At 39.6% G+C, this 25,794-nt stretch carries 24 protein-coding genes; 10 read left to right on the forward strand and 14 right to left on the reverse strand.

Features of this window, described 5'->3' with window-relative positions; all coding sequences use genetic code 11:
* Positions 1-435 precede the first annotated feature (435 nt).
* The 7 genes from JWR87_RS10260 to JWR87_RS10290 all read left to right on the forward strand — a co-directional run bounded on the left by JWR87_RS10260 (position 436) and on the right by JWR87_RS10290 (position 6,558).
* Positions 436-972, forward strand: a complete 537-nt coding sequence (locus JWR87_RS10260; protein ID WP_297819251.1) for a DUF2975 domain-containing protein — start codon at positions 436-438, stop codon at positions 970-972.
* A 2-nt stretch (positions 973-974) separates the two neighbouring features.
* The gene (locus JWR87_RS10265; protein ID WP_297819254.1) at positions 975-1,202 is read left to right on the forward strand and encodes a helix-turn-helix transcriptional regulator; all 228 of its coding nucleotides are present in this window, start codon (positions 975-977) and stop codon (positions 1,200-1,202) included.
* Between the two features lie 651 nt (positions 1,203-1,853).
* The gene (locus tag JWR87_RS10270) at positions 1,854-2,678 is read left to right on the forward strand and encodes a sugar phosphate isomerase/epimerase (protein WP_297819257.1); all 825 of its coding nucleotides are present in this window, start codon (positions 1,854-1,856) and stop codon (positions 2,676-2,678) included.
* Between the two features lie 210 nt (positions 2,679-2,888).
* On the forward strand, positions 2,889-4,145 hold the full coding sequence (locus tag JWR87_RS10275) for a putative DNA modification/repair radical SAM protein (protein WP_297819259.1): 1,257 nt from the start codon (positions 2,889-2,891) through the stop codon (positions 4,143-4,145).
* A complete protein-coding gene (locus JWR87_RS10280; protein ID WP_297819262.1) occupies positions 4,146-4,913 on the forward strand; it encodes a TIGR03915 family putative DNA repair protein in 768 nt (255 codons plus the stop codon).
* Between the two features lie 89 nt (positions 4,914-5,002).
* Positions 5,003-5,968, forward strand: coding sequence for an ROK family protein (locus JWR87_RS10285; protein WP_297819265.1), 966 nt, complete (start codon positions 5,003-5,005; stop codon positions 5,966-5,968).
* A gap of 11 nt (positions 5,969-5,979) precedes the next feature.
* Positions 5,980-6,558, forward strand: coding sequence for an SIS domain-containing protein (locus tag JWR87_RS10290; protein WP_297819268.1), 579 nt, complete (start codon positions 5,980-5,982; stop codon positions 6,556-6,558).
* 220 nt (positions 6,559-6,778) lie between these two features.
* On the opposite strand, the gene JWR87_RS10295 is transcribed toward JWR87_RS10290, so the two are convergent.
* The 4 genes from JWR87_RS10295 to JWR87_RS10310 all read right to left on the reverse strand — a co-directional run bounded on the left by JWR87_RS10295 (position 6,779) and on the right by JWR87_RS10310 (position 10,516).
* On the reverse strand, positions 6,779-7,807 hold the full coding sequence (locus tag JWR87_RS10295) for a nucleoside hydrolase (protein WP_297819271.1): 1,029 nt from the start codon (positions 7,805-7,807) through the stop codon (positions 6,779-6,781).
* A 149-nt stretch (positions 7,808-7,956) separates the two neighbouring features.
* Positions 7,957-8,589: a hypothetical protein gene (locus tag JWR87_RS10300; RefSeq protein ID WP_297819274.1), complete on the reverse strand. Its 633-nt coding sequence runs from the start codon at positions 8,587-8,589 to the stop codon at positions 7,957-7,959.
* Between the two features lie 389 nt (positions 8,590-8,978).
* Positions 8,979-9,812: a ferritin-like domain-containing protein gene (locus JWR87_RS10305; protein ID WP_297819277.1), complete on the reverse strand. Its 834-nt coding sequence runs from the start codon at positions 9,810-9,812 to the stop codon at positions 8,979-8,981.
* 11 nt (positions 9,813-9,823) lie between these two features.
* A complete protein-coding gene (locus tag JWR87_RS10310) occupies positions 9,824-10,516 on the reverse strand; it encodes a ferritin-like domain-containing protein (RefSeq protein ID WP_297819280.1) in 693 nt (230 codons plus the stop codon).
* Positions 10,517-10,707: 191 nt separating this feature from the next.
* On the opposite strand from JWR87_RS10310, the gene JWR87_RS10315 reads away from it, so the two are divergent.
* Both JWR87_RS10315 and JWR87_RS10320 read left to right on the forward strand, forming a co-directional pair.
* Positions 10,708-10,923 carry a DUF6496 domain-containing protein gene (locus JWR87_RS10315; protein ID WP_297819283.1) on the forward strand — a complete coding sequence of 72 codons (216 nt, stop codon included), beginning with the start codon at positions 10,708-10,710 and terminating at the stop codon, positions 10,921-10,923.
* Between the two features lie 202 nt (positions 10,924-11,125).
* A complete protein-coding gene (locus JWR87_RS10320; protein ID WP_297819286.1) occupies positions 11,126-11,665 on the forward strand; it encodes a 2'-5' RNA ligase family protein in 540 nt (179 codons plus the stop codon).
* Between the two features lie 49 nt (positions 11,666-11,714).
* On the opposite strand, the gene JWR87_RS10325 is transcribed toward JWR87_RS10320, so the two are convergent.
* The 9 genes from JWR87_RS10325 to JWR87_RS10365 all read right to left on the reverse strand — a co-directional run bounded on the left by JWR87_RS10325 (position 11,715) and on the right by JWR87_RS10365 (position 23,844).
* Positions 11,715-12,824 carry an AI-2E family transporter gene (locus JWR87_RS10325; RefSeq protein ID WP_297819288.1) on the reverse strand — a complete coding sequence of 370 codons (1,110 nt, stop codon included), beginning with the start codon at positions 12,822-12,824 and terminating at the stop codon, positions 11,715-11,717.
* Between the two features lie 73 nt (positions 12,825-12,897).
* The gene (locus tag JWR87_RS10330; RefSeq protein ID WP_297819291.1) at positions 12,898-14,001 is read right to left on the reverse strand and encodes a hybrid sensor histidine kinase/response regulator; all 1,104 of its coding nucleotides are present in this window, start codon (positions 13,999-14,001) and stop codon (positions 12,898-12,900) included.
* Between the two features lie 11 nt (positions 14,002-14,012).
* Complete coding sequence (locus tag JWR87_RS10335) at positions 14,013-14,663, reverse strand: chemotaxis protein CheB (RefSeq protein ID WP_297819294.1); 651 nt, start codon at positions 14,661-14,663, stop codon at positions 14,013-14,015.
* A 280-nt stretch (positions 14,664-14,943) separates the two neighbouring features.
* Positions 14,944-15,774 carry a protein-glutamate O-methyltransferase CheR gene (locus tag JWR87_RS10340; protein WP_297819297.1) on the reverse strand — a complete coding sequence of 277 codons (831 nt, stop codon included), beginning with the start codon at positions 15,772-15,774 and terminating at the stop codon, positions 14,944-14,946.
* A gap of 2 nt (positions 15,775-15,776) precedes the next feature.
* On the reverse strand, positions 15,777-19,181 hold the full coding sequence (locus tag JWR87_RS10345) for a response regulator (RefSeq protein WP_297819300.1): 3,405 nt from the start codon (positions 19,179-19,181) through the stop codon (positions 15,777-15,779).
* A 183-nt stretch (positions 19,182-19,364) separates the two neighbouring features.
* A complete protein-coding gene (locus JWR87_RS10350; RefSeq protein ID WP_297819303.1) occupies positions 19,365-19,931 on the reverse strand; it encodes a sigma-70 family RNA polymerase sigma factor in 567 nt (188 codons plus the stop codon).
* Between the two features lie 165 nt (positions 19,932-20,096).
* A complete protein-coding gene (locus JWR87_RS10355; RefSeq protein ID WP_297819306.1) occupies positions 20,097-21,110 on the reverse strand; it encodes a dipeptide epimerase in 1,014 nt (337 codons plus the stop codon).
* A 101-nt stretch (positions 21,111-21,211) separates the two neighbouring features.
* The gene (locus JWR87_RS10360) at positions 21,212-22,798 is read right to left on the reverse strand and encodes a peptide chain release factor 3 (RefSeq protein ID WP_297819309.1); all 1,587 of its coding nucleotides are present in this window, start codon (positions 22,796-22,798) and stop codon (positions 21,212-21,214) included.
* A 311-nt stretch (positions 22,799-23,109) separates the two neighbouring features.
* Positions 23,110-23,844, reverse strand: coding sequence for a class I SAM-dependent methyltransferase (locus JWR87_RS10365; RefSeq protein WP_297819313.1), 735 nt, complete (start codon positions 23,842-23,844; stop codon positions 23,110-23,112).
* A gap of 178 nt (positions 23,845-24,022) precedes the next feature.
* On the opposite strand from JWR87_RS10365, the gene JWR87_RS10370 reads away from it, so the two are divergent.
* Entirely contained in the window at positions 24,023-24,961 is a 939-nt protein-coding gene (locus tag JWR87_RS10370; protein WP_297819316.1) for a hypothetical protein, read from the forward strand.
* Positions 24,962-25,056: 95 nt separating this feature from the next.
* Here the strand turns inward: JWR87_RS10370 and JWR87_RS10375 are convergent, their stop codons facing one another.
* Positions 25,057-25,770, reverse strand: coding sequence for an arylesterase (locus tag JWR87_RS10375; RefSeq protein WP_297819318.1), 714 nt, complete (start codon positions 25,768-25,770; stop codon positions 25,057-25,059).
* Positions 25,771-25,794: the final 24 nt, after the last annotated feature.

Genomic DNA, 25,794 nt, shown 5'->3' on the forward strand with positions numbered 1-25,794 from the left:
TTTGACGCGACAAAATTTGAAAAGTGCGAGTGGAGTTGTTTCATGTGTTTATTTTAATATAACTAATTCATAATGAGACAATAAGCGTGCCCTTACTTAAAACGGCCATAATTGGCAGCTATAGCTCCATAAGCCGCGATAGTTCCATTTTTTGTAATGAAGGCATTAAGTACCCACTATTAAAAAGTGATTGCCCACGTAGCAAATACTTGATATCTGTAAAAGCAACTATTGGCCTTGTTCGTGTTCGAGGCTTACCGGGAATAAAACGCAGCCCTTTACAACTGCTTAATACACTATATGGGCGCTAGTTGAAGTGTTCCAATAGATTACTTTAATTATCCTGGCTCAATATAAATTTATTGGATTTGACTGTTTATTTATTGTTTGTCAATAAATGATATTATCTTAGCGACATAATTAAACTCTTCAATTATGTCTACAACTAACAACTTCATATTTACGGTACTCACGATTGTGGCCTGGCTCATCTTCATTGGCTTAGGCATTGAGGCTGGAGCTTTAATAGTCAATTTTATTGTAAGTCTTTACAAGCCTGAATTTGTCCATCACTTATATAACAAGTTAGATTTAAGTGAAATGTATGAACGTAGTAAAATGGTTTATTTCGGGATGTATAGTTTTATACTTTTCATAGCTATTTTAAAAGCTGTCCTATTCTACCAGGTCATCCTGCTAGTGAGCAAATTCGATTTGTCAAAACCATTCAACAACTTTGTTTCCAAACGAATTTCACAAATTAGTTACTACACTTTGTCAATAGGACTTATAAGTTACTTCGCACGACAGGCAGCTAAAAATTTAATGCATCATGGGTTTGTTACCGACAACTTAAACCAGTTTTGGGCAGATAGTGAAGCATTTATTTTAATGGCAGCAGTCATTTATATTATTGCGACGATCTTCAAAAAAGGAATAGAGATTCAAAACGAAAACGATTTAACTGTTTAAGCATGCCAATCATTGTAAACTTAGATGTAATGATGGCAAAGCGTAAAATGTCGCTTAATGAGCTATCAGAGAAAGTTGAGCTGACACTTTCTAACCTTTCCATCTTAAAAACGGGAAAAGCAAAAGCTATTCGCTTTAGCACTTTAAATGCAATTTGTACAGCGCTGGATTGCCAGCCGGGCGACATTTTGGAATACGTTAACCACAACAAAGGAACAACAAACCGCTAGCACCCTGTTAAGTCCCTGCAGGTCTTCCAGCGTGAGGCTGTTTTAGCCCGTGCTTCAGTTGTAGGTTACACAGCTGCAATGGCTTCGGGGGGTGAGGTGTTGCACAGGTGTTCAACCAATCAACTTGTCAACTACATTTTTGCTTAAGCACCAGTGCTACTATTAAGCATCGTTGTGTCACTCACTTATACGCTAGAAGCAATACTGGGCAAGGCTGCCGTTCAACTCATCAACTAACTCAGCCGTTATTGCAAGCAGGAGCGGCGAAGCAATCTGCTCCTGCATTAAGGCCCTCTTTTAGTACAAACGCTTGTGCTACTATCAAGCACTATTGGGTCACTCACTGCTATAAAAAAAAATCGGGTATAAAGGCCCTGGCGTGTATGGTAAGATCTGCCCGGGGCGGTCATATTAAAGCCAAATCGTTTCATTATAGTTGCAAAGAGACACAAACTTACATGTGTGGTTGAGGCCACAGGGTGCCGTGTTTTCAGTGCCTTCTATTGCCTTCAGAAGCATCGAGTAACGAAACGATTATTGTTAAATTAATAATGGGGCTATAGCAATAATTGCTAACTTCAAATTTTTGCAACAACAACGCGTCACAGCATTGTTATTGCCACTCGTTTAACTTTTAAATATTGTAATCTTATGGCATCACGACGTCACTTTATTAAAACTTCCGGAACATTTGCGTTAGGGGCTTTTATGTTACCTGCCGAACTTAAGAAACCAAAGAATGTAGGAGTTCAGCTTTACTCGGTAAGAGAAGAAATGCTTGCCGATGCAAAAGGCACTTTGCAAAAACTTGCCAAAATAGGTTACAAGGAACTTGAATCAGCGAGAAGCGAAAAAGGAAACTATTACGGATTAACACCAAAAGAAATAAGAAAGATTGCATCAGACTTAGGAATGACTGTTAGAAGTGGTCATGTTGGAATAGACAAAAACTGGCTAAAGTCGGTGGATGCTGCGGCAGAAGCTGGGCAGAGCTATCTTATTTGTTCCTCCATGCCAGCAAGTGGACAAACGATAGAAAATTATCAAAAGACTGCCGATATCTTTAATAAAGCAGCGGAGGATTGTAAGAAAAGAAACCTCATTTTTGGTTACCACAACCACGAAGAAGAATTTGAAAAGGTGAATGGACAAGTGTTGTACGACATTTTGTTAGACAGAACAGATCCAGAATTGGTGAAGATGGAAATGGATCTTGGATGGTTAGTGGTTACAGGCAACGATCCTTTTAAATATTTCGCAAAATACCCTAACCGGTTCCCGTTATGGCACTTGAAGGATATGGACCTTAAGAAAAAGAATAGCGTTGAATTTGGAAAGGGAGGCGTTGACATTAAGCACTTGCTAAAGAACGGAGATAAAGCAGGAATGAAATATTATTTTGTAGAACAGGAAGAATATACTTCCTCAGCTTTAAAAAGTTTGACGGATGATATGCAATACCTTAAAAATATATAAAAATACCAACTGAAGAAAAATGGGTTAAAATGTTTTAGTGCTGCTCAGTAGGTAACCAATAAGTACAAGTGAGTGACACAACGATGTTACATAGAATTCGAAAAGCAGGTCAACAATAAAATTTTCTCAAAAGAACAAAGGCAGTGAAATGCCTTTGTTTACACCTCCTTTTACTAACATTTTTAGTATCTTTGTGCTAATACTATTAGAATGAGTGAGAGGCTAACCGAAAAACTTTCTATACTCGCTGACGCGGCTAAATACGATGTTTCATGTTCATCCAGCGGAAGCAGTCGGAGAAATGAAGACAAAGGTTTGGGAAATGCTAAAGGAGAAGGTATCTGCCACGCTTATACGGAAGACGGCAGGTGCGTATCTCTTTTGAAAATACTTCTTACCAATCATTGCATTTTTGACTGTGCGTATTGCGTAAGCCGTAAAAGCAACGACATTCAACGGGCAGCCTTCACCGTGCAGGAAGTAGTTGACCTCACCATAAACTTTTATCGAAGAAATTATATTGAAGGTCTGTTTCTTAGTTCAGGCATTTTTAAAAATGCTGATTATACTATGGAGCGATTGGTTCGAATTGCAAAGAAACTAAGACAGGAACATAATTTCAACGGCTATATACACCTAAAAGCTATTCCGGGGGCAAGTGAGGAACTGCTAAAAGAAGCAGGATTATATGCTGACCGGCTAAGCGTAAATGTGGAAATGCCGACTGAACAAAGCCTGAAGTTATTAGCGCCGGATAAGAACCGGAAAGATATGATTGCGCCTATGAAATACCTGAAAGGTGCAATAGAAGAGAACAGGGAAGAAAAGAAGCTTTTTAAAAAAGCGCCCCTTTTTGCACCGGCAGGGCAAAGCACCCAAATGGTTATAGGAGCGACACCGGAAAGTGACCTGCAGATTTTGTGGATGGCGAACCAGTTTTATGAAAAGATGAAACTGAAGCGGGTCTATTATTCGGGATACGTTCCAATCAGCAACGATAATCGCTTGCCCGCAATCGGAACGCCCGTTCCCATGATCAGAGAGAACCGGTTATACCAGGCAGACTGGCTTTTACGCTTTTACGGGTTTAAGGTGGAGGAAATTGTAAACCTTGAAAACCCTTTACTCGATACTGATATTGACCCTAAACTTAGTTGGGCACTTCGAAATCTTCACCTGTTTCCGCTAGACATTAATAAAGCAGATCTTTCCCTGATTATGCGAATTCCCGGGATTGGTGTTAACTCTGCTAAAAAGATTGTTGCGGCCAGGAAGTTTAATAAGTTAAGCTGGGACAATTTGAAAAAATTTGGCATCGCTGTAAACAGGGCCAGAAACTTCGTTACTTGTCAGAGTGACCATTTCAGTTTTAAAGATTGGATGCCTTCACAAATTAAAGAGCGGATCTTACAGTCAGGAGCAAGTAAGTATAAGCCCAACTTCTCTCCCCAACTTAAACTGTTTTAAATGACTGCGATAACCTACGACGGCACCTTTGAAGGGTGGCTTACGGTCGTCTTCGAGGTATACGAATATAAGTTTGGCGACGTGGAAATTTGTAAAAAAGACCGGTTCCAGGCAAACGTCTTCAACAAACATCACGAGAGTTATTTCGACCAGCAAAAGACTACAAGGGTTTGGAAGGGCCTTACGCAAAAAATTTCTGCCCCTGCCCTATCTGGATTATACCAGGCTTTTTTGTCGGAAGAAAAAGGAATTGAAAATGTGTTGCTGAGATATGTTCAACACGTCTTCGGCAGCAAACAAAGTATTGAAAGAGATTATTCTAATGCTGCAGTATTAACGGTTGTGCAGACAGCCAAAAAAGTGTATCGTGAGAAGCACCGAATGGAAGCGTTTGTTCGGTTTCAGCTAACTGCTGATAATTTATACTACGCCATTTGCCAACCAGACTTCAACGTGTTGCCCCTTATTCAAAAACATTTCAAAGATCGATATGCAGACCAAAGGTGGCTTATTTACGATAGCAGCAGGAACTATGGCATTTATTATAATCTTTCTGTAGTCGAAAATGTTATCGTGTCTTTTAATGAGCAAACCAGCAAGGGGAAAAATATAGAAGTGATAACAGACGAGAAGGAAGAACTATACCAACGATTATGGCAGCAATACTTTTCAAGCGTGAATATAGCTGCAAGGAGAAATACGAAACTGCATATACAACACATGCCAAAAAGATATTGGAAGTTCCTGCCCGAAAAGCAATCTTTCTAGTCTTTGATACTAATCTAAATGTTATTTAAAATATTGACGGTTACAGTCAGCTTATTATTTTAATTTGGCCGTCCAATTACAACACCTTCATGCAATTGATAACCGAGGAAATATTTATTGGAATTGAAATTGGAGGAACCAAACTGCAGCTAATAGCGAGTGATGGTTCTGCAACTATTAAGGAAAGATTACGCTATTCTATAAACCCGATTGAAGGAGCTTTTGGCATTAGGAAACAGATTGAAGAAGGCATACAAAATTTGTTGCAGAGAAATAATGCCTGCGCTATCGGTGTTGGTTTTGGTGGACCTGTAGATTGGAAGACCGGTTCTATCCAACTATCGCATCAGATTGAGGGGTGGGGAAATTTCAATATGAAAACATGGTTGCAGGAACTAACCGGTTTGCCGGTGGCCATTGATAACGATGCGAATACCGCCGCGCTTGCCGAAGCAATACATGGATGCGGCAAAGGCTATAACTCGGTTTTTTACATGACCATAGGCAGCGGTATTGGAGGTGGAATGATCATTAATGAAAAGATTTATCACGGAAGAACACCAGGCGAAGTAGAGATTGGCCACCTGCGCCTTAACAAAAGTGGCGTTACACTCGAGGCCCAATGCTCGGGCTGGGCAGTTAACAAAAAAATAAAAGAACACATCGCTACGCATCCGGGCTGCAGGCTTGCAACACTTTATAAAAATTCAGGCGCACCTGAGGCAACCCTTCTTACTCCTGCCTTGCAGGAAAAAGATGCTGATGCAATTGCGATTGTTAACCAGCTTGCCGATGACATTTCTTTTGCCCTTTCGCACGTAGTGCATCTTTTCAATCCCCATATTATTGTTATCGGAGGAGGTCTTTCGCTGCTGAAAGAGCATCTAAGATTGCCCGTCGCCGAAAAGCTTCCCCAGTACCTTTTAAAAGCTTTGTTACCACCACCAACAATTCAGATAGCTTCACTTGGCGAAGATGTAGTTCCATTTGGGGCTATTGAACTCGCAAAAGAAGCATTTCAATCACACATAAGAAACCAAATACCTAACTTTTAAAAAGAATAACAATGAAAGATTTTGTAGAGAACTACATAAACGAGCACAAAGCTGCATTAGAGTCAATACCTGTTGAGGAGGTCGATAAAGTAATTTCGACTTTTCAAAAAGCACTGAAAGAAGACAGGCAAATTTTTGTTTTCGGAAATGGAGGAAGTGCTTCAAATGCTTCACATTTTATCACTGATTTAGGCAAGGGAGCTTCAGACTTCACCTACCGCCGTTTTCGTTGCCTCTCGATAAACGACAATGTAAGCTGGATAACAGCGATAGGAAATGATTATTCTTATGATGATGTTTTCCTTCGTCAATTACAGAATTATGCGCGGCCTGGAGACATTGCTTTTACCATGAGCGTAAGTGGAAATTCGCCTAACCTTGTGAAAGCAGTTGAGTGGTGTAAGCAAAACCAGGTACATGTTATTGCGTTAGTTGGAGCAAAAAAGGGCAAACTAGCCGAGCTCGCCGATCATACCCTCACCATCAATTCAACTCATTACGGCCGCGTCGAAGATTGCCACATGCATATCTGCCATATGATCTGTTATGCTTTTATTGAGAAAAAAGAATTGCAGGTTGAGCCTAAGTAATTATTGATTTCTTGTAATTACTTTTTTGAAATTGACAAGAAAAGTTGAAATAGTAATTTGTTAGCCACCCGCATATCTTCTATCAATATCGTTGTGTCACACCCTTCAACATTTATATCAATTTGCATCGTAAGAGCGATTCCATAAAAAGCAGCACCTATTTTTTAAAGAGAAATAGATGGCAGCTATAGCCGTTTTTAACATTCGGCTTGCAATAAACTTATTTCCGGAAAAGGGAAAGCTTGGCAAAAAAGTCATTAAACATTAGGTTCGTATCGAGCCAGTCATACACCCTAATGTTTCTTCCCTTTTCGTTAAATTCGTAATCGCCCCTATCATTAATTTTAGGTGCCATCTTAATAACATATTTGCTGGACGAAGGATCCGCTTCAAAGGAAGATTGCAAAGCAGTAAGCAGTACAAGAGGACTATCACCCAACACGTATGTTTCGCCTATATTCAATCCAAACTTGCTTATCCTTTTCATTACATCTTCAATTTTTCCTGCCAGGTATTTTCCTACTTCGCCTTTCGATTTTACGTTAAATATTAATTGGGCATAAGACAATAAACACTGCCGGTAAGCATTTCTTGGCACTTGCCATAATGCAACCGAAGATTTGTTAAAGATGACTTTACCTGCATTAATATCAATGTTCAGGTTATATTCAGGAGACGAGTAATTAGGCGGAGGAAAAGCAAGATCAATGTACTCTGCACCACCAATCCATACCAACGTTATTTTTTCTGCGATCTCTGGCCGCGTCAATAAGGCGCTCGCAATTTCTGTAAGACCTGCACCACAAACAACGTACAAAGGATCTTTAGTATCAGTACGCAGCGCTTCTTTGATTATAAATTGCACTGCCTCGCTTTTTACCGGCGTGCTATCATTGGCCATACCAATGTTCGATCCTGCAATAACCGGCACATTAAATTTGGGCCTCACTAACTTCACAAGTTGCCGCGCCTGTTTGGCTGCATTGTCAGCTTGGGTTTTAGAATTATCAAAACCGTCACGAACATTTAGGTGAGAGCCAATGATAGCCCTGACGTCAACAGACGGAGACAATAAATGATGAACCAATTGAAACAATCCATCCGGATCACCACTAAAATCATTGTCTATTATAACCCTGCAACGAGGCTTTACAATACTTGTATCGAAAATATTATTTGATTGTGCTGTAGCCCCAATGGCATTTAGTCCAACGATTATAAGACATACCCTCAAAATTGTTATCCGCATCTTTAATATTTTCAGCAGCAAGATAAGTTTTTGGTGCTAGTACCTCCCACCCTTAGCACTATTACCAATTTCAATTACTACGAATTTTGCTTTTTAATTCTTGCAGGTATTCTGTTGGTTATTTTCCTCCTGTTCGTTATAATTAAATTTTAGTTTCGAACGGCATAAATACTTGCTGTGTTGCCATTTATCGATTTAATTCTACCGTAATTACTACTCAACAAGTCGCTCGTAAAATAGTCTACCGTTATATTTCCCATCGACTTTGCTTTGCCAAGTTTGCCGCTAAGTAAATCATCGGTCCAATATTCGATATTCATATTGCCAATAGATTTCAGTTTGCCTTGTCCTCCGTTTAACAAATCATCGTTCCAATAGTCAACAAGAATATTTCCAATAGATTTTACTTTACCTTTTTTGCCGCTTAATAAATCGGTTATCCAGTAATCAATTTTCATGTTACCAATTGTTTTCACTTTCCCATCCCTACTGCCTTCCACATCATTTATCCAATAATCAATTTGTACATTTCCAATAGACTTTATTTTTGCATCCCTACTACCATAGCCCTCGTCAAAATATTGATAGTCTCCGCCTGCGATCGAATTAAAGGAAACAAGATTTCCTTTATTATCAATTGTCAGTATGAACCCGTTTTCTGTAATGTCGACCGACTTGATCTCTGTGTCTCCCAGATGAAACACAGCCTTTGATACATTCTGAGCTTTCGCAAAATAAAAGGAGAAAAACAAAAGGAGAAAAACAGCGTATTTATAATTCATAGCTCAATATAAGAATTTACTTTACTTGTCATAAAATCATATTGTGCTACTTGTCTACATTGTACTTAAGCGATGGTTTACACATAAACCATTTTTAAAAATAGGCGGGCGAAAAGTGATAGCGCACGGGTGAGCGATGCTACCTGGCTTAGAACATTTATTTAACTACAATAATTCCGTAGAACGTTCATTTGCTCAATTATGAATAGCTGTACAAGTGAGTGACACAACAAAAGCTGCAATGAAAAAAACAGGTGGCTCAAAAAAATATCCAATACAACCCTATCGTTGGTTTTCATCGGCATACCGTAGAACAAAAAGAGGCATTACCAGAAAGTAAGCCTCTTTTTTACCAATTACCCCAAAAAACTACTGTTGTTAAAATACATTTAGGCGATAAATAACTTCGCAATATCGAGCGCATCCTTATAGCTTAACGGCTCGTCGAACGCTTCTGTTACAGCAGCAGCAGACAGTGTTATTCCGTCCACTACCATTCCTGATAATTTTACAGTTGCTTGTGTTTCTAACTCTTCACCATTGTACACAGCTTGAGCGGCAGCAGGTATGGCGCCCCGATTGTTTCCGGTGATCCAGGGTTTTAAAGTAGTGTCACCATTAGCCTTACGCATCTGGCGAATATGTGATGCATGTCTTGCTTCTACAGAGTGAATGTTAAGCGCCGCTTCAAGCACTGTTTTATTACTCATAAGAAAAGGAGCCTGCCCTTTGTATGCACGTACACCTGTGTCTTCAAAAGCCTGGGCCAATGCAAGAAATACGGCGTAGTTAGCGGTATTAAATGGATCAGGGAAAGTACCCTTTGCGGTAAAATCAAAATTAGGTTTAGCAACGGCTGCAGCAGCTAATACAGATTTCAGAAAGTTAACGTGATTATTTTCATCGTTGCGAATAGTAGTCAAAGCACCTATTGCCGGAGTTCCCGCAAGAGCAGCACCATGAGCGGCGACGCCTCTTGTATAAAACTCTGCTTCTAAATATTCGAGGGTTAACGCAAAGTTTAAAACATCGTTGATAGCGGTAGGCTGCGTTTGACCGTAGGCCTTTGTAAACAAACTGCCCATTGCAAGTGGCAATGCACCCAGGGCTAATTTCTTTCCAAATCCTGTCATGTTTTTAATTGCTTCACGGCGCGGGCTTACCCTTTCGTGAAACTCAGGATCTACAGTTTCTATCTCTTTTATTATGTTTTGTAAGTTCATGATGGTAATATTTAAGAAGGTAAATTACTAGCGTTAATTTGAGTTTTAATGTAAGTGCCTGCAATACCTAACACTTGTGCAGGAGTTCTTGATTTCTCGAGACCAGTAGTCAGGTCTACTACATCACCGGCTACAAATGAGCCATTTGAAATACGGTCACGTATCAATGCCGCATGACGGGCTTCCACTGAAACTATTTTTCCGGCAAGCGTAAGAAAAGCAGCAGACTGAAGTAATGGTCCGGCACCGTTATATGCAGACACACCTAAATCTTCAAACGCTTTAGCAGTTCCCAACACACTGGTACGATCAGCAAAATTTATTGAACTAAAATCAACTTCAAGTGCCTGGATGGCACTGCCGCCTAAAGCAGCTTTGAAAAACTCGCGGTGAGCTACTTCATGGTCGCGTATGTCGGTTAGTAAAGACCTTTCGTCTGCAGAAATGCCAGTATAGAAAGAGTTTACAACTTGTATGTAGAATGCTGCTTCCAGTTGCTCAAGTGCATAGGCATAATTTAAAATGCCAGTATCACCACTTCCAAGGTCTACACCGTTGTTGTCGTTTTTACTACATGCGGCTAACAATACCAGTCCGGTAGATGCTCCCGCAAAATTCAAGAATTTTCTTCTTGTCATATTAGCAAAACCAGAGTCGCGGTCCGCTACTATTTTGTTTTCAAATAAAGCCTCGTTCTTTGTCATAACGGTGTTTTTATTGGTTAATATTTTTTCAAAAGGTAATCTGCCTTCCACTTCTACCTACGAGAAATGGTTTGTACTAGTTTTAATGTTTTTAATGTTTTTTTTAAGGCTGTTATAAAAAAGAAAAGAGTCGACGGGTGGTATATTTTTTTTAATAAAATCAATTTTTATCTTCAAAATATTATACAACCATGGCAAAGTATTCTAAAGAGTCAGGCGAAAAAGTGGAAGAAGTAATGCATGAAATGAAAGAAGGAAAACTAAAAACCGGAACAGGAAAAAAGGTGACGAGTCCAAAGCAAGCTATTGCGATTGCGTTGTCTGAAGCAAGAGAAGCAGGTGACAAAGTACCTAAGAAAGCGACTGCGAAAAAAGCCGCCGGAAAGAAGGAAAAGAAACAGGATTAGCAGTGTTGAGAAGCACAAATATCATTATTAATGAAAGAGGTATTTTATGTTTTTTACGCATGCATTACTTCTTTGTTCAACATCGTTGTGTCACTCACTGCAACTATTTATTTCTTTAATCAACATTCCAAAAGAGACCTCGTACTTACGCCCTCTTTGCAAATGTTTTTTACCTGATTTTATTCTACACTTGTGCAGCTTTATGAAATATTTTATTGGAGTTGTTCCCCCGGGTAATATTTATGAAACTGTTTTAAATATTCAAAAACAGTTTGGAGATAACAGGCTCGAACCACATATTACGCTACGACCGCCGGTAACAGTTTCGGACGAAATAGCATGGATAGCTGCAATCGAAAAGGTTTGCAATTCATTTCGTCCCTTCCCTATATGCTTGCCCGATACAGGAAATTTTGGTAATCGTGTTTTGTTTATTGATGTACAATCAACACACCTTACAAATTTGCATAAGGAACTCATTACAGCAATACAGCCTTTTGAAGAAGGGGATGCAAGGCAACAGCCACAGCAACATGAATCGTTCCATCCTCATTTGACATTAGGACGAGGCTGGTGCGGATTTACAAGAGAAGACTTTGCAGCAATGAAAATACTTGCGCACGAATATCTTGCTAAAGAGCCGGTAGCATTTGAAGCAAAATTTTTGAGAGTCTACAATAAACCCTCCGGTAAAGGGAGATATGAAAAAATGAAGGATGTACCGTTTCAAGCCAGGCTATGAACCTCGTTTTACCTATAAAATGGTAGTTCAAATCGGAGCGTGATTCTTTCTATTCAACGATTCTTTCTGCCACCGAAGGTTTCTTTCTACGACGTATCCAAATTTGGCCCTTATGGCGCGTTGGCACCTCGTCACCAAGCAGTTTACCCCAGGGCTTCAAATCATCGATCCTGTCAAAAATAATTTTTATTATAGCTACGGCTGGTATCGACAGAAACATACCTGGAACGCCCCATAATGCACCGCCTAACAATACAACTAAAATAGAAAACAATGCATTTATCTGCACTTTAGAAGATACAATGCGGGGAACCAAAATATTGTTGTCTATGAATTGGATAATGGCGTAAGCAATGATTATCCCAAGCTGCGATGAAAACCCATCTTTCGTAACTGTGGCCATCAGCACCGGCAAAGCAATAGCAATAATACCACCCAGATAAGGGATCATATTGAGTATAGCACCAAGCACACCTAATAAGATTGCGTAGTCAATTCCTAAAATCATTAAAGCAGTTGAGTTTAAAGCTGCCACGATAAGCGCTTCTAACAGCAACCCGACCATGTAACTCTGAATAGCAGTTTTAGTTTGGCTTAAAATATCTCCGACCTGGCGGGTATTTTCCTCGGCAAATACTTCGTACAGAAAATTTAGGATTAACGCTTTATAAAAAAGTAATAGAAAAGTATATACAGGTAGTAAAAAAATAACGGCAAGCGTTCCTAGTGCAGTACCAACCGTTTGTCCTACCAAGGCTTTACTATTGTTTATAGCGTCGTTAATCAACAGAACCTGCCTGTCTATAGCAATTCCAAATTTAACTCTAACATACTCCTGTAACTGGTGCGTTAATGAAGCAAACTTTGTTTTTAGTATTGGAATATTTTCTCCGAAGCCCGCTATTTGTGACGACAGAAAATATAGTATACCGGCAATAATTACTATTGCTAACAACATAGCGATTATGATAGAGAAAATGTGTGGGATCTTTTGGTTCTTAAATTTGTTCACCAAAGGATTAAGCAGAATAGCAATGATGACTGAAAATGCTATTGGTACAAGTATATTCCGCAAATTAATTAATGCGTAAGTGAGTAAAATAAGTCCGAAAAGAACTACGGTACTTTTTATAAAAAATGGGTATTGTTTTTCTTGCATCGAATTTGTTTTGAATTATAATTACGGGATTACTTAAAGTGTGCCAGCCCATCGCGGTTGCACAGTGCCTCAACTACTTTCTCCATTCAAAATAAAAAGTACTTCCTTCTCCTTCTACCGACTCTGCCCAAATTTTTCCGCCTTGTTCTTCTACCAACACTTTCAGAATGTTTAGGCCTACTCCTGTGCTGCTATCATTATTTGATGTGTTTGACCCTGTTTCAAACAATCTAAAAATTCTGTCAGCGTCTATTCTTGCCATGCCCGGTCCATTATCCTTTACCGAAAAAACATAAAACTGATCTTTCTCAAAAACGTTAACCTCTATAACCCCGTCAGGTTTATCGGAGTACTTTATTGCATTGCTTAATAAATTCTGAAAAACCTGCTGTAGTTTAATCTTTCGGGTTAGGATAACCGGCAACTTCTGCGATACGGTTATTGTAATGTTTTGAGGGGGAAAAAGTAGAAATGCAATTTGATTAACCAGTTCAAAAACGTTGACCTCCTCTACTGTTTGTTGGGCAAAGCTTTGCTTTGAATATTCCAGTATAGCATTTATCATCTCAGCCAGATGATTGGAAGCCATATAAACGAGGTCTATCTTTTGAGAAGTTAAGGGGTCTGTTTCAACGATCGAATTTCCCTTTATAGAAGACATGACAGTAATAATGGATGCTAGTGGCGACTTAAGGTCGTGCGAAACCATGTATACAAATTTTTCGAGCTGCTTATTTACTTTCTCTACCTCCAGTAAAGATTCTTTCAATTGCTGTTGGTAAAAAAAAAGCTTTTCCGAAACATTCACCTTCGCTTTGGTAACGTTGATATCCAGCGGTTTTTGAAGGTAGTCAACGGCGCCCTCGTCAAAACCCTGCATTACATATTGTACGTCTTTACTAATGGCAGTAACAAAAATGATGGCAATATCTTTTGTTTTCGAATTTGATTTCAACATCCTTGCTACTTCAAAGCCATCCATATCGGGCATTTGAACGTCGAGCATGATGAGTCCTATCGAGGGGTTTTTCCAAACCGTTTTTAATGCCTCATTTCCCGACAACGCCGATATAAACTTCCGGTTGTCTTTTTCAAGTATTTCCTGTAGTACCATTATGTTCTCTGGCCTGTCATCAACCAACAACACTGTAAATTCTCTTGCACCCTTTGAAATCATGTATCTATCGTTTATAAACTATTCAAGCTATTTATGTAGTTGGAAATTCTAAAAAAATTGAGGACCGCGACATCGGGTACCGCTGCCAGCGCCGAGCGTGGCATAGCAGGAAATTCAGCCGTTGAAGGATCTTGCACTATCGCTGACCCCCCATTTTTAATGACTGTCTTTATACCATCAGTTCCATCGTTGTTTGCGCCGCTTAATAAAATGCTCAATAAATTATTTTTATATACCCTGGCTGCACTTTCGAAAGTGACATCAATAGATGGACGACTAAATTTTATTGCTTCAGAATAGTCGAGGCTAAAAGAGCGGTCTTTCTCAATCAACGTATGATAATTTTGAGGTGCAATATAAATACAAGGCTTTTCTATTAACGCTTTATCATCGGGTTCTAGAATTCTTTTATTCTTATTTGCTTCAGCAACAATTTTTGTAAACTCGCTTAATACATTTCGTTGCCGGTGAACAACAATTAGTACAGGGACAGAGAAATTTTCGGGAAGCGCTTTTATCAGATGCAACAAAACAGGGAAGCTTCCTGCTGAACCTCCGATAACAATTAGCTCTACTTTATTTTCCCCCATTAAAACAGATGTTTCGGGTAAAGTTAATGGAATGCCATGATCGGAAACGACTGCAAAAGTTGAAAGATACATCGCAAATTGTAGTACCTCGGAGGAAGATTAGTTTGGGGGTGAGGCGACCATTAACGGCATGGGCACGTGCGTTGGCGGTGGACTAAAAGCGATACGTTGGCACGCAGGGAAGTTGAATAGAAACGAGTGCCGGAATGTTATGTTTAGCTGCTTTTTTAATCTTTTGTATAAGTGTGCGACGCAAGAATGTTTAATAGATTTACTTAAGCCTGAACAAAAAAAATATACTAAAAATGAATTTAGTCAAACAACTAACAATGCGCTTCTAGCTGACAAGTGCTCACCTATTTCTTCTAAAAATCTTGTCCCGGTGACTTACTACGTCGAAATTGTTTTTTAAGTCCGAAAACAAAAGCGTCTCCTTAATACCCAATGCTAAATATCCGAGTGGGGAAAGGCTGTTGTGAAAGAGATGTAGCACTTTATTCTGCAATTCGCGATTGAAGTAAATCATTACGTTTCTACAAAAAATCAACTGGAACTCGTTAAACACCTGGTCGGTGACAAGATTGTGTTGCGAAAAAATAATATTTGACCGAAGTTCTTTTCTGATGATCGCACGGTTGTACCCGGCAGTATAATACGAAGCAAAATCGTGTTCGCCGCCTGCCTGTATATAATTTGATACATACTCTTTCATAACATCCAAGGGCAAAATCCCGATTTTCGCCTTTTCAATATTATGTGGATTTAGATCCGTTGCATATATTTTTGAGCGGTTGAGTAACCCTGCTTCGTGTAGAAGTATGGCCATGGAAAAAACTTCCTCGCCCGACGAACAGCCTGCGTGCCAGATCTTGATGGATGGATAAGATGCTATGATAGGAATTACGTGTTTTCGAATTACTTTATAGAACCCGGGATCGCGAAACATTTCGGTGACGTTAACTGTAATACGTTGCAGAAAAAAATCGAAAACAGTTTTATCATTTATAAGATGATTTTTTAGATCATGCATATTTCTATAACCTGCCACATCTATAAACCGCGTAATTCGCCGGTGCATTGAAGCGCGGGAATAGTGAGTGAAATCGTAGCCATATTGGTTGTTCACCAGTTGTAGAACTTCTTCTATTTCTTCGTCGTTTATATCAGTTGTTCTTGCAGACATAGTTAAGAAAGCCACACTCTCATTAATGAGATTAGTTTATGAATATCTACAGGCTTCGAAATGTAATCAGAAGCGCCTGCCGCCAAACACTTTTCCCGGTCTCCAGACATAGCTTTGGCTGTTAACGCAATAAGTGGCAGGCGCATCAGCTTCATCTTATGTCGAATAATTCGCATTGCTTCGAAGCCATCCATTTCAGGCATCATAATGTCCATTAAAACGATGTCTACATCTGTATTTTCTTTCAACACCTGCAGTGCTTCCTTGCCATCGTTTGCGGTAATTATTTCCATTTGCTGACGTTCGAGGGCAGCACTAAGCGCAAAAACATTACGCATATCGTCGTCTACCAATAAAACCTTTTTGCCTTGTAGCGTTGCTTCAAAATCAACTGATTTATTTAGCTTGCTAAAAGGTAGCGTTTTCTTCTCCTGCACTTTGTATAAAAACAATTCCAATTCGTCTAACAATCTTTTATTGCTTGAAGAAGACTTTCTAACTATAACGTCCGCTATTCTTTTCATTTCCAGTTCGTCCGCAGTGGTAATGTCGCTATCGATGTAAATAATAGTTGGAATGTGTTCTGGTAACAAGTGCTGATTAAGTGCTGATAATTTTGAAATCCCTTCTTCAATATTTATTCCAATATCAGCAATAATACAGTCGTATTTCACTTTGTCAAGCTTTTCTAAACCCTCCTTTAGCGAGCTGGCGGAGTCGCAAACTATTCCATAATTTTTTTCGTTGGTGAGTGTCGTTCCTACTTCATTGCTAAGATTGTCACTTGAAAAAATCAACACACGTTTCACAGAAGCGTTTAAATACTCGCTTATTAGGGTAAAGGCGTTATTCAGGTCCTCTTTTTTTACGGGCTTTTTCAGAAATGCAAGTGCTCCGCTAAGTAAATCTGTTTCCTCTGAGGCAGAAATCACGTGCACCGGGATGTTTTTCAATTGCTCGTCTTCTTTCAACATCTTCAATAAAGTAGCGCCATCAATACCGGGGAGTTTCATATCTAATATAACAGCAGAAGGAAGATATTTTTTTGCGCAATAAAATCCTTCATCTCCTGATAAAGCTATAATTGCTTTAAAGCCGTTGGATTTTGCAAATTCACGAATGATAATTGCAAAGTCTTTGTCATCCTCAATTATCAGCATTACCCTATCCTCTTTTACTATTTTTTTTCTGTCGTCATGTATTGCCGTTTGTTCAATTACCTGAATTTCAGTTTTAGGCGGGCTGATTTGAGGATTGTTTTTTTTGAAAGTATCACCAGCACCTTCAGTATCGAAAGGAATAAGTATGGTAAAGTTGCTTCCCTTGTGCTCCTGGCTCTCAATAAAAAGCTTCCCTTTTAGAATTCGCATTAATTCTTTTGTTATAGATAGCCCTAGACCCGTGCCGCCGTATTTTCTGTTTGTAGAACCATCGGCTTGCTGAAAAGCTTCGAAGATCACTTGCTGCTTTGTTTCGGGTATACCGATGCCACTATCTGCAACAGACATACACAAATACTCTTTGTTATCTTCAATTACCTTTTTAAACTGTAGTTTAACCTGCCCGTTTTCCGAGGTAAATTTGAAGGCATTCGACAGCAGGTTTCGTAAAACCTGCTGAACTTTTTGCTTGTCTGTTTTTATGTTTTCAGGAACTCCATCAAGTATCTCAATCTCATATTTAATACCCTTTTCTTCGGCGACAACTGCAAACAGTTGCTCTAAATCTGTTGCAATAGTTTCTACTGAAACATTCTCTATATGTAAATCAACCTTTCCAGCTTCTATTTTTGATAAATCTAAAATGTCATTTATTAGCTCCAGTAAATCTGCCCCCGACTTGCGGATAATTTTGGCGTGAGCCACCTGCTTCTCCGTCAGGTTTTGATCTTTGTTTTCAGAAAGCAATTTTGCAAGAATCAGCACGCTGTTAAGGGGAGTTCGCAGTTCATGTGACATATTTGCGAGAAACTCAGATTTATATTTGCTAGACTCCTCCAACTCTCTTGCTTTTCTTGATAAAGAAAGCCCGGCTTTTTCTATAGCTGTATTCTTTTCTTTTAGTTCTGCATTTATCTGTCTTAACTCTTCTTCCTGAACCCTTAGCTCTTCTTCTGATGTTTGCAGCACTTCGGCCTGTACTGTCAACTCCTCATTCGTTTGCCTTAGTTCTTCCTGCTGGTGTTCTAAAACTTCTTTTTGACGTTGAACCTGTTCCAGTAAACCCTGTATTTTTTTCCGTTCTTCAACTGCATGCAGGGCAACAGCAATATTGTTACTAACGAGTGTCAGTAATTGTAACGACTCTTTTGCTATTGGTTGAAAAGAAAGTACTTCTATAATTCCTTTTAATTCGTCGTTGTGAAGCAGCAAAGCATAAATGGCATGAACAGGCTCCAGCCTTATAGTGGCACTGTCTATAGTGGCGTACTTAGCAGGAACATCAGATATAATAAGGGGTTCTTTTTGTGCTGCAGCCTGTCCTACCAGGCCCTCATGCAAATCATACTCTTTTTTAACAGTATTAGGTAAAGCATAGGAAGCTGTAAGCATGAGTTTTTGGACATCTTTATCGTACACATAAAAAGCCCCTGCTTTTATATCTAAATATTTAACAACCGTATCCAATACCAGTTGCGATAACGCCGTAGCATCTAAATGTCCCTGCAAAATGTTGTTTACCTTCGCTAAACCGTTCAACAACCAATTTCTATCGGCGTTCTCCTGGTTGACTGCAGAAAGTTCTTTATTATTAGTCCGCAACTTTTCTTCTACTTTTCTTCTGCTATTCAGCTCTTTTAATATCTGTTGTATTAGGAGAATAACGATAATAAGTATTAGCAGTATTCCGACTATCAATCCCAGTTTTGCATTTCTAACCGATTTGTTATTATCCATCTCGCGGTCGACTAGTAGCCGGCTTTCAACTTTCTCCATCTCTGAAAGCTGCCGTTTAATATCGTCCATCTTAACTTTTTCAAGCGACGTTATTTCCGTAATCCTCTCCCTGGTATACTTGCTTGCATCCTCTCCTAACGAAGCCCAGTAGTTCAACAAGTCGGTAACGGCGTCACGAAGAATCTCTGCTCTTTGTATTTGTTGAGGATCGTCTTTTATTAAAATATGCAAGTTGCCTAAAGCAGGTTGCACCTGCTTTAAACCGGCATTATATGGCTCAAGAAAACTCCTTTGGTTTGTGCTCCTAAATCCCCGCCTGCCCGTTTCCATATCAACGAGAACAGTTTGCATGGTTTGAAGTTGATTTATGACCCTGTAACTATGTTTAACCAGCTCGCCTTCCTGGTACTGCTTTTGAAAAGTAATTAATGAAATTGAACCTACCAACAGCACTAATAAAATTGCAAAAGCAAACCCTACTTTCAATTGTCTCTTTATTTTCCTATCCATTTGCGGCAAATAAATATTGTGATAATATCAATGAAGATATTATTATTTCCTTTCCGATATAGACGGGAGATAGATAAGTGGAACACGGTGGCAAAAACCAATGCAAGCTGTATTATTTGGAAAACAAGTAAAATGAAAAAAGTCCCTTTTCAAGGACTTTTTAGCTTAGTTTGAAATGTAAATTTATATACCAACGGCACTATTTTTTTTATTTGACTTATGTTGAATGATGTTTCTTAACAGCGCCTTAGCCCTTGAAAACTGAGACTTACTGGTGCTTTCGGTAATACCCAGCTTTGATGCAATTTCTTTGTGCGAATAACCATCGATAGCATATAAATTAAACACTGTGCGATAACCGTCACTCAATGTAAGCGCACTATTAATGATGTCTTTTTCATACAACCTGTCAAGTGCGTTATGGTGTCTGTCCGCTATCGTATTTTCCAGCCCTTCACCAACTGCAGTATTCAAACTTTTTCGCCTAATGTGTTCAATTGCTGTATTTACGAATATCCTTCTTACCCAACCATCGAAGGATCCTTCGCCCCTAAATCTACTTAAATTATTAAAGAGCTTAACAAAACCTTCCTGCAAAATATCCTCTGCGTCCATCTGGTTTTTGGAATACCTTAAACAGATTGAATACATTTTGGATGAGTACAAATCATAGAGATCTTTCTGGCTTTTTCTCTCCCCTTTAATACAATTTTCTATTAGCTGGCTCTCCAGGGTAAAAGTTTTATTCATAGTAATTAGTTTAGGTGCAGTTCCACTTTACTAGATTGATGCCAAATGCATACCAGCTGTAAATCAACGAGTTAACGAACGCTTACTGTCCTAGACTTCCAAAATCAGTTAACTCAATCCCAAAAAAGGAAAGTAGCTTAACACGTCGTCAAGTTTAAAATAAGGCTAAAAAGAAGTAGCAATGCCCAGCCCGGGAGAAGGAGAAAGACTCACCTTGCCATTGTTGAAGGAGAGGCCTGTCGCCAAATCTTCAACGAGCAATAAAGGACCATCAGCATCAGCGAAATCAACCTGGGGCATAAGGTGGGCTATAGCGGCAGAACCAATCGTAGACTCATTCATAGAGCCTATCATCACTTTCAAATTTAATTGCCTTGCTCTTGCAATCATTCTTCGTGCAGGCGTAATGCCACTGCACTTGGTCAGCTTAATATTTATTCCATGAAAATGCTCAAAGCACTCTTCAACGTCTCGTTCAAACACGCAGCTTTCATCAGCAAATAGTGGTAAGGAAGATTTTTCGTACAGAATTTTCATTCCCTCCCAATTGTCTTTAGCCAGCGGCTGCTCTACCAATTCAACACCCAACTTTTCCAACAGCGGTATTTTTTCGAGTGCTTCCTCTGTGGTCCATCCTGCGTTAGCATCAACTCTAAATGTGGATGCTGTATGTTCTCGAAGCGCCTCCATTATTGCAATGTCTTCGGCAGTTCCTAGTTTAATTTTGTAAATGGGCCAGGGCTTCTCCCGCATTTTTGCCACCATTTTTTCAATAGTATCAATTCCTATAGTGTAGTCAGTAAGAGGTGAGGTATCAGGAGAGGTGTTCCACATTTGATACAATGGTTGCCGCTTCATTTTGGCCCAAAGATCCCAGGCAGCCATATCGAGCGCGCAAACTAAAAAAGCATTATTTGGAAATAGATGATGGAGATAGTGCCAATATCTTTCAGGATCAGTAAGCGCAAACTTTTCAACGAATGCTTTCTTGCTTTCCAGGTCAGCAATCATTTTCTCCACAGGGATGTTGTAGTAAGTAATTGCAGGAGCCTCCCCATACCCTGTAAAGGGTCCGAGAGATAGCTCTACTACAAACGTTGGCTGGTGTGTTTTTGTACCTTTTGATATGGTAAAAGGATATTTGAAAGGAAGATTAAATTGCCAGTATTTTACTTTCAATATATTCGTTTTTGGTTAAAGCACCCCGTATGTACTCCAAATGCTCTATTAAAATAAATCAAACACAAATTCCTTAATCAGGCAGTTTGTAGCCACCAGCGCTACTTGTGTATTTCATTTGTAAAATGAAACTCTATGTCGGGGTTATTCTGCATTTCGGTATTTAAGAACCATTCACTGTTAGCCAGGTACACCATGTTGCCGTCTTTGTCTTCACCAGTATTGGCCAATTTAAAACGGGCAAAATCGTCTAACTTTTTAGCATCTTTTGAAGTAAGCCAGCAAGCCTTATAGAAAGGAAGGTGATTAAATTGAACAGAAGCGCCATACTCGTGCAACAGCCGATACTGTATCACCTCAAACTGCAGTTCACCAACGCAACCAATGATCTTTTTGGTACCGCCAAACTGGGTGAACAACTGCGCAACGCCTTCATCAGTTAACTGCATCAAGCCTTTTTCAAGTTGCTTCGTCTTCATGGGGTCTTTGTTCACCACCTCTTTAAAAATTTCAGGAGAGAAAGTTGGAATGCCTGTAAAGTAAAAATTTTCACCTTCGGTCAGGGTATCTCCAATTTTAAAGTTTCCTGTATCAAAAAGTCCCACTACATCGCCGGGAAAAGCCTCCTCAACAACTTCTTTATCTCTTGCTAAAAAACTATATGGGGCACTGAAACGAACGTCTTTGTCAATACGAACATGATGGAAATATTTGTTGCGTTCGAACTTGCCGCTACATACACGCAGAAATGCAATTCTATCGCGGTGCTTCGGATCGAGGTTAGCATGTATCTTAAAAATAAACCCGCTAAATTTTGGTTCCGCAACGCTAACTGCACGTGCATTTGTTTGCCTGTCGCGCGGAGTAGGTGCAATGCTGATGAAGGTATCCAGCAATTCTTTCACCCCAAAATTATTAACCGCACTACCAAAGAAAACAGGAGCTATTTTACCAGACAAATAATCCTCAGCCTTCAATTTGCCATATACTCCGTCTATCAATTCAACATCTTCACGCAAAGTTTCGGCATCGCGCTCCCCTATTTTCTCTTCAAGTATCTTGTCGCTAAGGTCTTTAATCTCAACGGTGTGTTCATCTCCACCTTTTGTGCTTGCAGCAAATAACACAAGGTTTTTATCATGCAAATTATATACGCCCTTAAAATCCTTACCCTGGTTAATTGGCCACGTCATCGGGTGAAGCGAAATCTTCAATTCATTTTCAATCTCCTCAAGCAGGTCAAAACGGTTCTTACCGTCGCGGTCCATCTTGTTAATAAAAACGATCACCGGGGTATCGCGCATGCGGCAAACTTCCATCAGCCGACGGGTTTGTTCCTCTACTCCGTTCACACTATCTACCACTAATACAACACTGTCAACTGCGGTCAGCGTACGGTACGTATCCTCTGCGAAATCCTTGTGACCAGGTGTATCCAACAAATTTATCAGCATATCTTTATACTCAAAGCTCATCACCGATGTAGCAACAGAAATACCCCTCTGACGCTCAATCTCCATGAAGTCACTTGTTGCATGCTTCTTTATTTTATTACTCTTAACCGCACCTGCAGTTTGTATTGCCCCACCAAACAACAAAAACTTTTCAGTTAATGTAGTTTTACCGGCATCGGGGTGACTAATAATCGCAAATGTTTTACGGCGGTTTATTTCTTTTTCGTATTTCATTTTTTAAGGTAAAAGGTTAAAGGCTTAGGGTATAAGGACAAAACAGGGCTCCTTCCACCCTATACCTTACACCTTAATCCTTTTGCCGCGCAAAGGTAACGTTTGGAAAAATAAAACGGGAATTGAGATGAAAAACGTTTGTACTACGTTTAGTTAAAAGCAACATAGTTTTAATCTGTGTAATGATTTTTTGGTCGTCAGCAGATGAAACTCTGGGGATCATTTCTTGCCACGCTCGGTTCAAATCCAGTTTTTCATAGCAACCATGCTGGCTTATCCTAACTCACGCACTTGTTGGCTTTCTAATATTTCTATTCGGTTTTTTTAAAAAGCAAAAAATGTTGAATCGGCATAAATTGTCCGTTATAATCTAATTTAAATCCGTTAGCCCCCAACTCCTTACTTAGTTGTGCAACTGTTGTTTTGTGCAGGGGTCGTATAGCAACAGCCGCGTCTTCGCCTTTATATTCTATCAACAAAATTTTTCCGTCTTTCTTCAGCGACTTTCTAATTGCCTGAAGCATTTCAACCGGGTATTCAAATTCGTGATAAACATCAACCATAATGGCAAGATCAACTGAATTCTCAGGAAGGTTTGGTGAAGTAAAGCCGCCTTTAATCACCTCTACATTTGCCACATTCATCTTATTCGCCCGTTCCTTTACTATTCTTATCATTTCGTCCTGAATTTCTACAGCGTATACTTTTCCCTTCGGAACTTTCGGAGCAAGTTTAAAAGTATAATATCCTGTCCCCGCGCCAATATCTGCAACTACCGCTGTTGCCGGCAATTCAATTTTATCTATAGCACGCCGGGTATTTTCTTCCGTGGGCCGGCTATTTCTATCAAGCCACGAAGCATTTGAAGCACCCATCACATATGCGATTTCTCTCCCCATATAAAACTTTCCGGTTCCACCTGAGCTGGCTGTACGATAAGTGTACAGGGCATCAGCCGCAGGTTTCTTACTATTTACCTGGGCATTTATACAGCCTGCTGAACAACACGAAACACAGATGATTGTATATACTATTAATTTTCTCATATCGAGGTTTTAACAAGCGAAAGTTTACATTAGTTCAGTCAGATTACCTGGTAAAGACAATCTGATGCCAATTGTAAATTCCTATAAAAAATTTTATAGGCAACACTGAAACAGCAAAACATGTTACAAACTATATGCGCTGGCACTTTTTTTATGTTACGAGGTATAAACGCTTTCTATGATGAACAAAATGCTTTCAGCTATTTTAATAATGAGCCTGCTGGCGTCTTGCTCAAAAGACCAGCAACAAATAAATGTAGCCAAAGAAACGTATGCGCTACCAATTGACACATTATTCCCCGAAGGGATTGCGTATCACGAACAAACCGGTAACTTTTATACCGGTAGTGTTACGAGTGGCGATCTTCTTGAAGTAAATGTCGAAACTGGTGCAGCGAGAATTTTTGCAACAGGAGCTTCTCAGGATCGGAAAGCTGCAACAGGACTAAAAATTGACCAAATGCAGCGGCTGTGGGTTTGTGGTGGTGCCGATAATAAAATACAGATTTTAAACTTAAATGGAACATTAATCAAAAGCTGGAATACCCAGGCACTTTTTGGGTCTGGTTTTATAAATGATTGTATTTATGATAATACGCATATTTATTTTACTGACTCAAGAGTTAGGAAAATTTACAGAACGAGCGTTACAGAAAGTACGCCCGGCAATATGGAAGAATGGCTAACCTTTACGGATGCTCAAATTGCCTATACAGCAACCGGAACAAACGCGAACGGTATAGTTGCCACACCCGATAATAAATATCTAATTATTGTAGTTTCGAGCTCAGGAAAATTGTATAGGATTGAAAAAACAACGAAAGCTATAAGTGAGATAACGCTTAACACTCCAGTTACGTCAGGTGACGGTTTGTACCTGGAAGGAAACACCCTTTATGTCTCAAGAAATGCCACTAATCTCATATTTCCCGTTACCCTAAATACGGATTATACTCAAGGAACTGTCGGAAATGGCTTTGGTACCAACCTCTTATTCAACACTACGATAGCAAAAGCCGGTAATTATTTTTTAGTAGTTAACGGTCAGCTTAATCGCAGAGCAGGGACTACGCCACCAGTGTTGCCATTTAGTGTTACCAGAGTGCCTATACCGTAGCAGCGGTAGGATTTTGTGCCCTTTTTCTTTGGTTAATAATCAGAAAGCTACGCCGGTTCGCAAAATTTAGGTCATCCACCAATGTAGCTTTCTGATTAAATATTAATCATTTTCCGTAAAACAGGCTCCAGCACAATCCAAACATTTTCAGCAAGTATTTTTGCCCCTGTAGAAGAGGGATGTATTCCATCGGGCTGGTTCAGTTCTCTGACCCCTCCCACCCGTTCCAGTAAGAAAGGCACAAGTGCCATGTCATTTTTCTTTGCCAACTCCGGAAATATGCTCCTGAACTGTAAACCATACTCCTGCCCCATGCTTGGCGGCATTTGCATACCTGCCAGTACTAATTGAGCATTGGGATATTTCTTTCTCACTTTATCTATGATTGCCTGCAAGTTTCTCTTTGTTTCAGCTACAGGTATTCCACGAAGCCCGTCATTCGCTCCTAACTCCAAAACAAAAACATCTACAGGTTGCTTTAAAATCCAATCTATTCGTCCATTACCCCCTGCAGAAGTTTCGCCGCTTACCCCGGCATTAACTGATTTAAAAGGCAGTTTCGCAGAGTCTATTTTTTGCTGTATAACAGAAGGGAAAGATTCTGTAGGGTCTAAGCCGTACCCGGCGGTAAGACTATTACCAAAAAAAAGTATGGTTCTTACTGGCTGGTTTACCGCATCAGTTTTTTCTTTCGCCAACTCGCCCGATCCCGACGTTTCATTTTTTGCACCTTCGCTACAACTAAGTACACCTATCAGAAACAGAAAAAGCGCACCAAATACAAATCCTTTATTCAGAGAATAGAACATATCTTCTTGTTGTTACTTCTTATC

Source organism: Segetibacter sp., assembly GCF_025963695.1.
Lineage (GTDB): Bacteria > Bacteroidota > Bacteroidia > Chitinophagales > Chitinophagaceae > Segetibacter.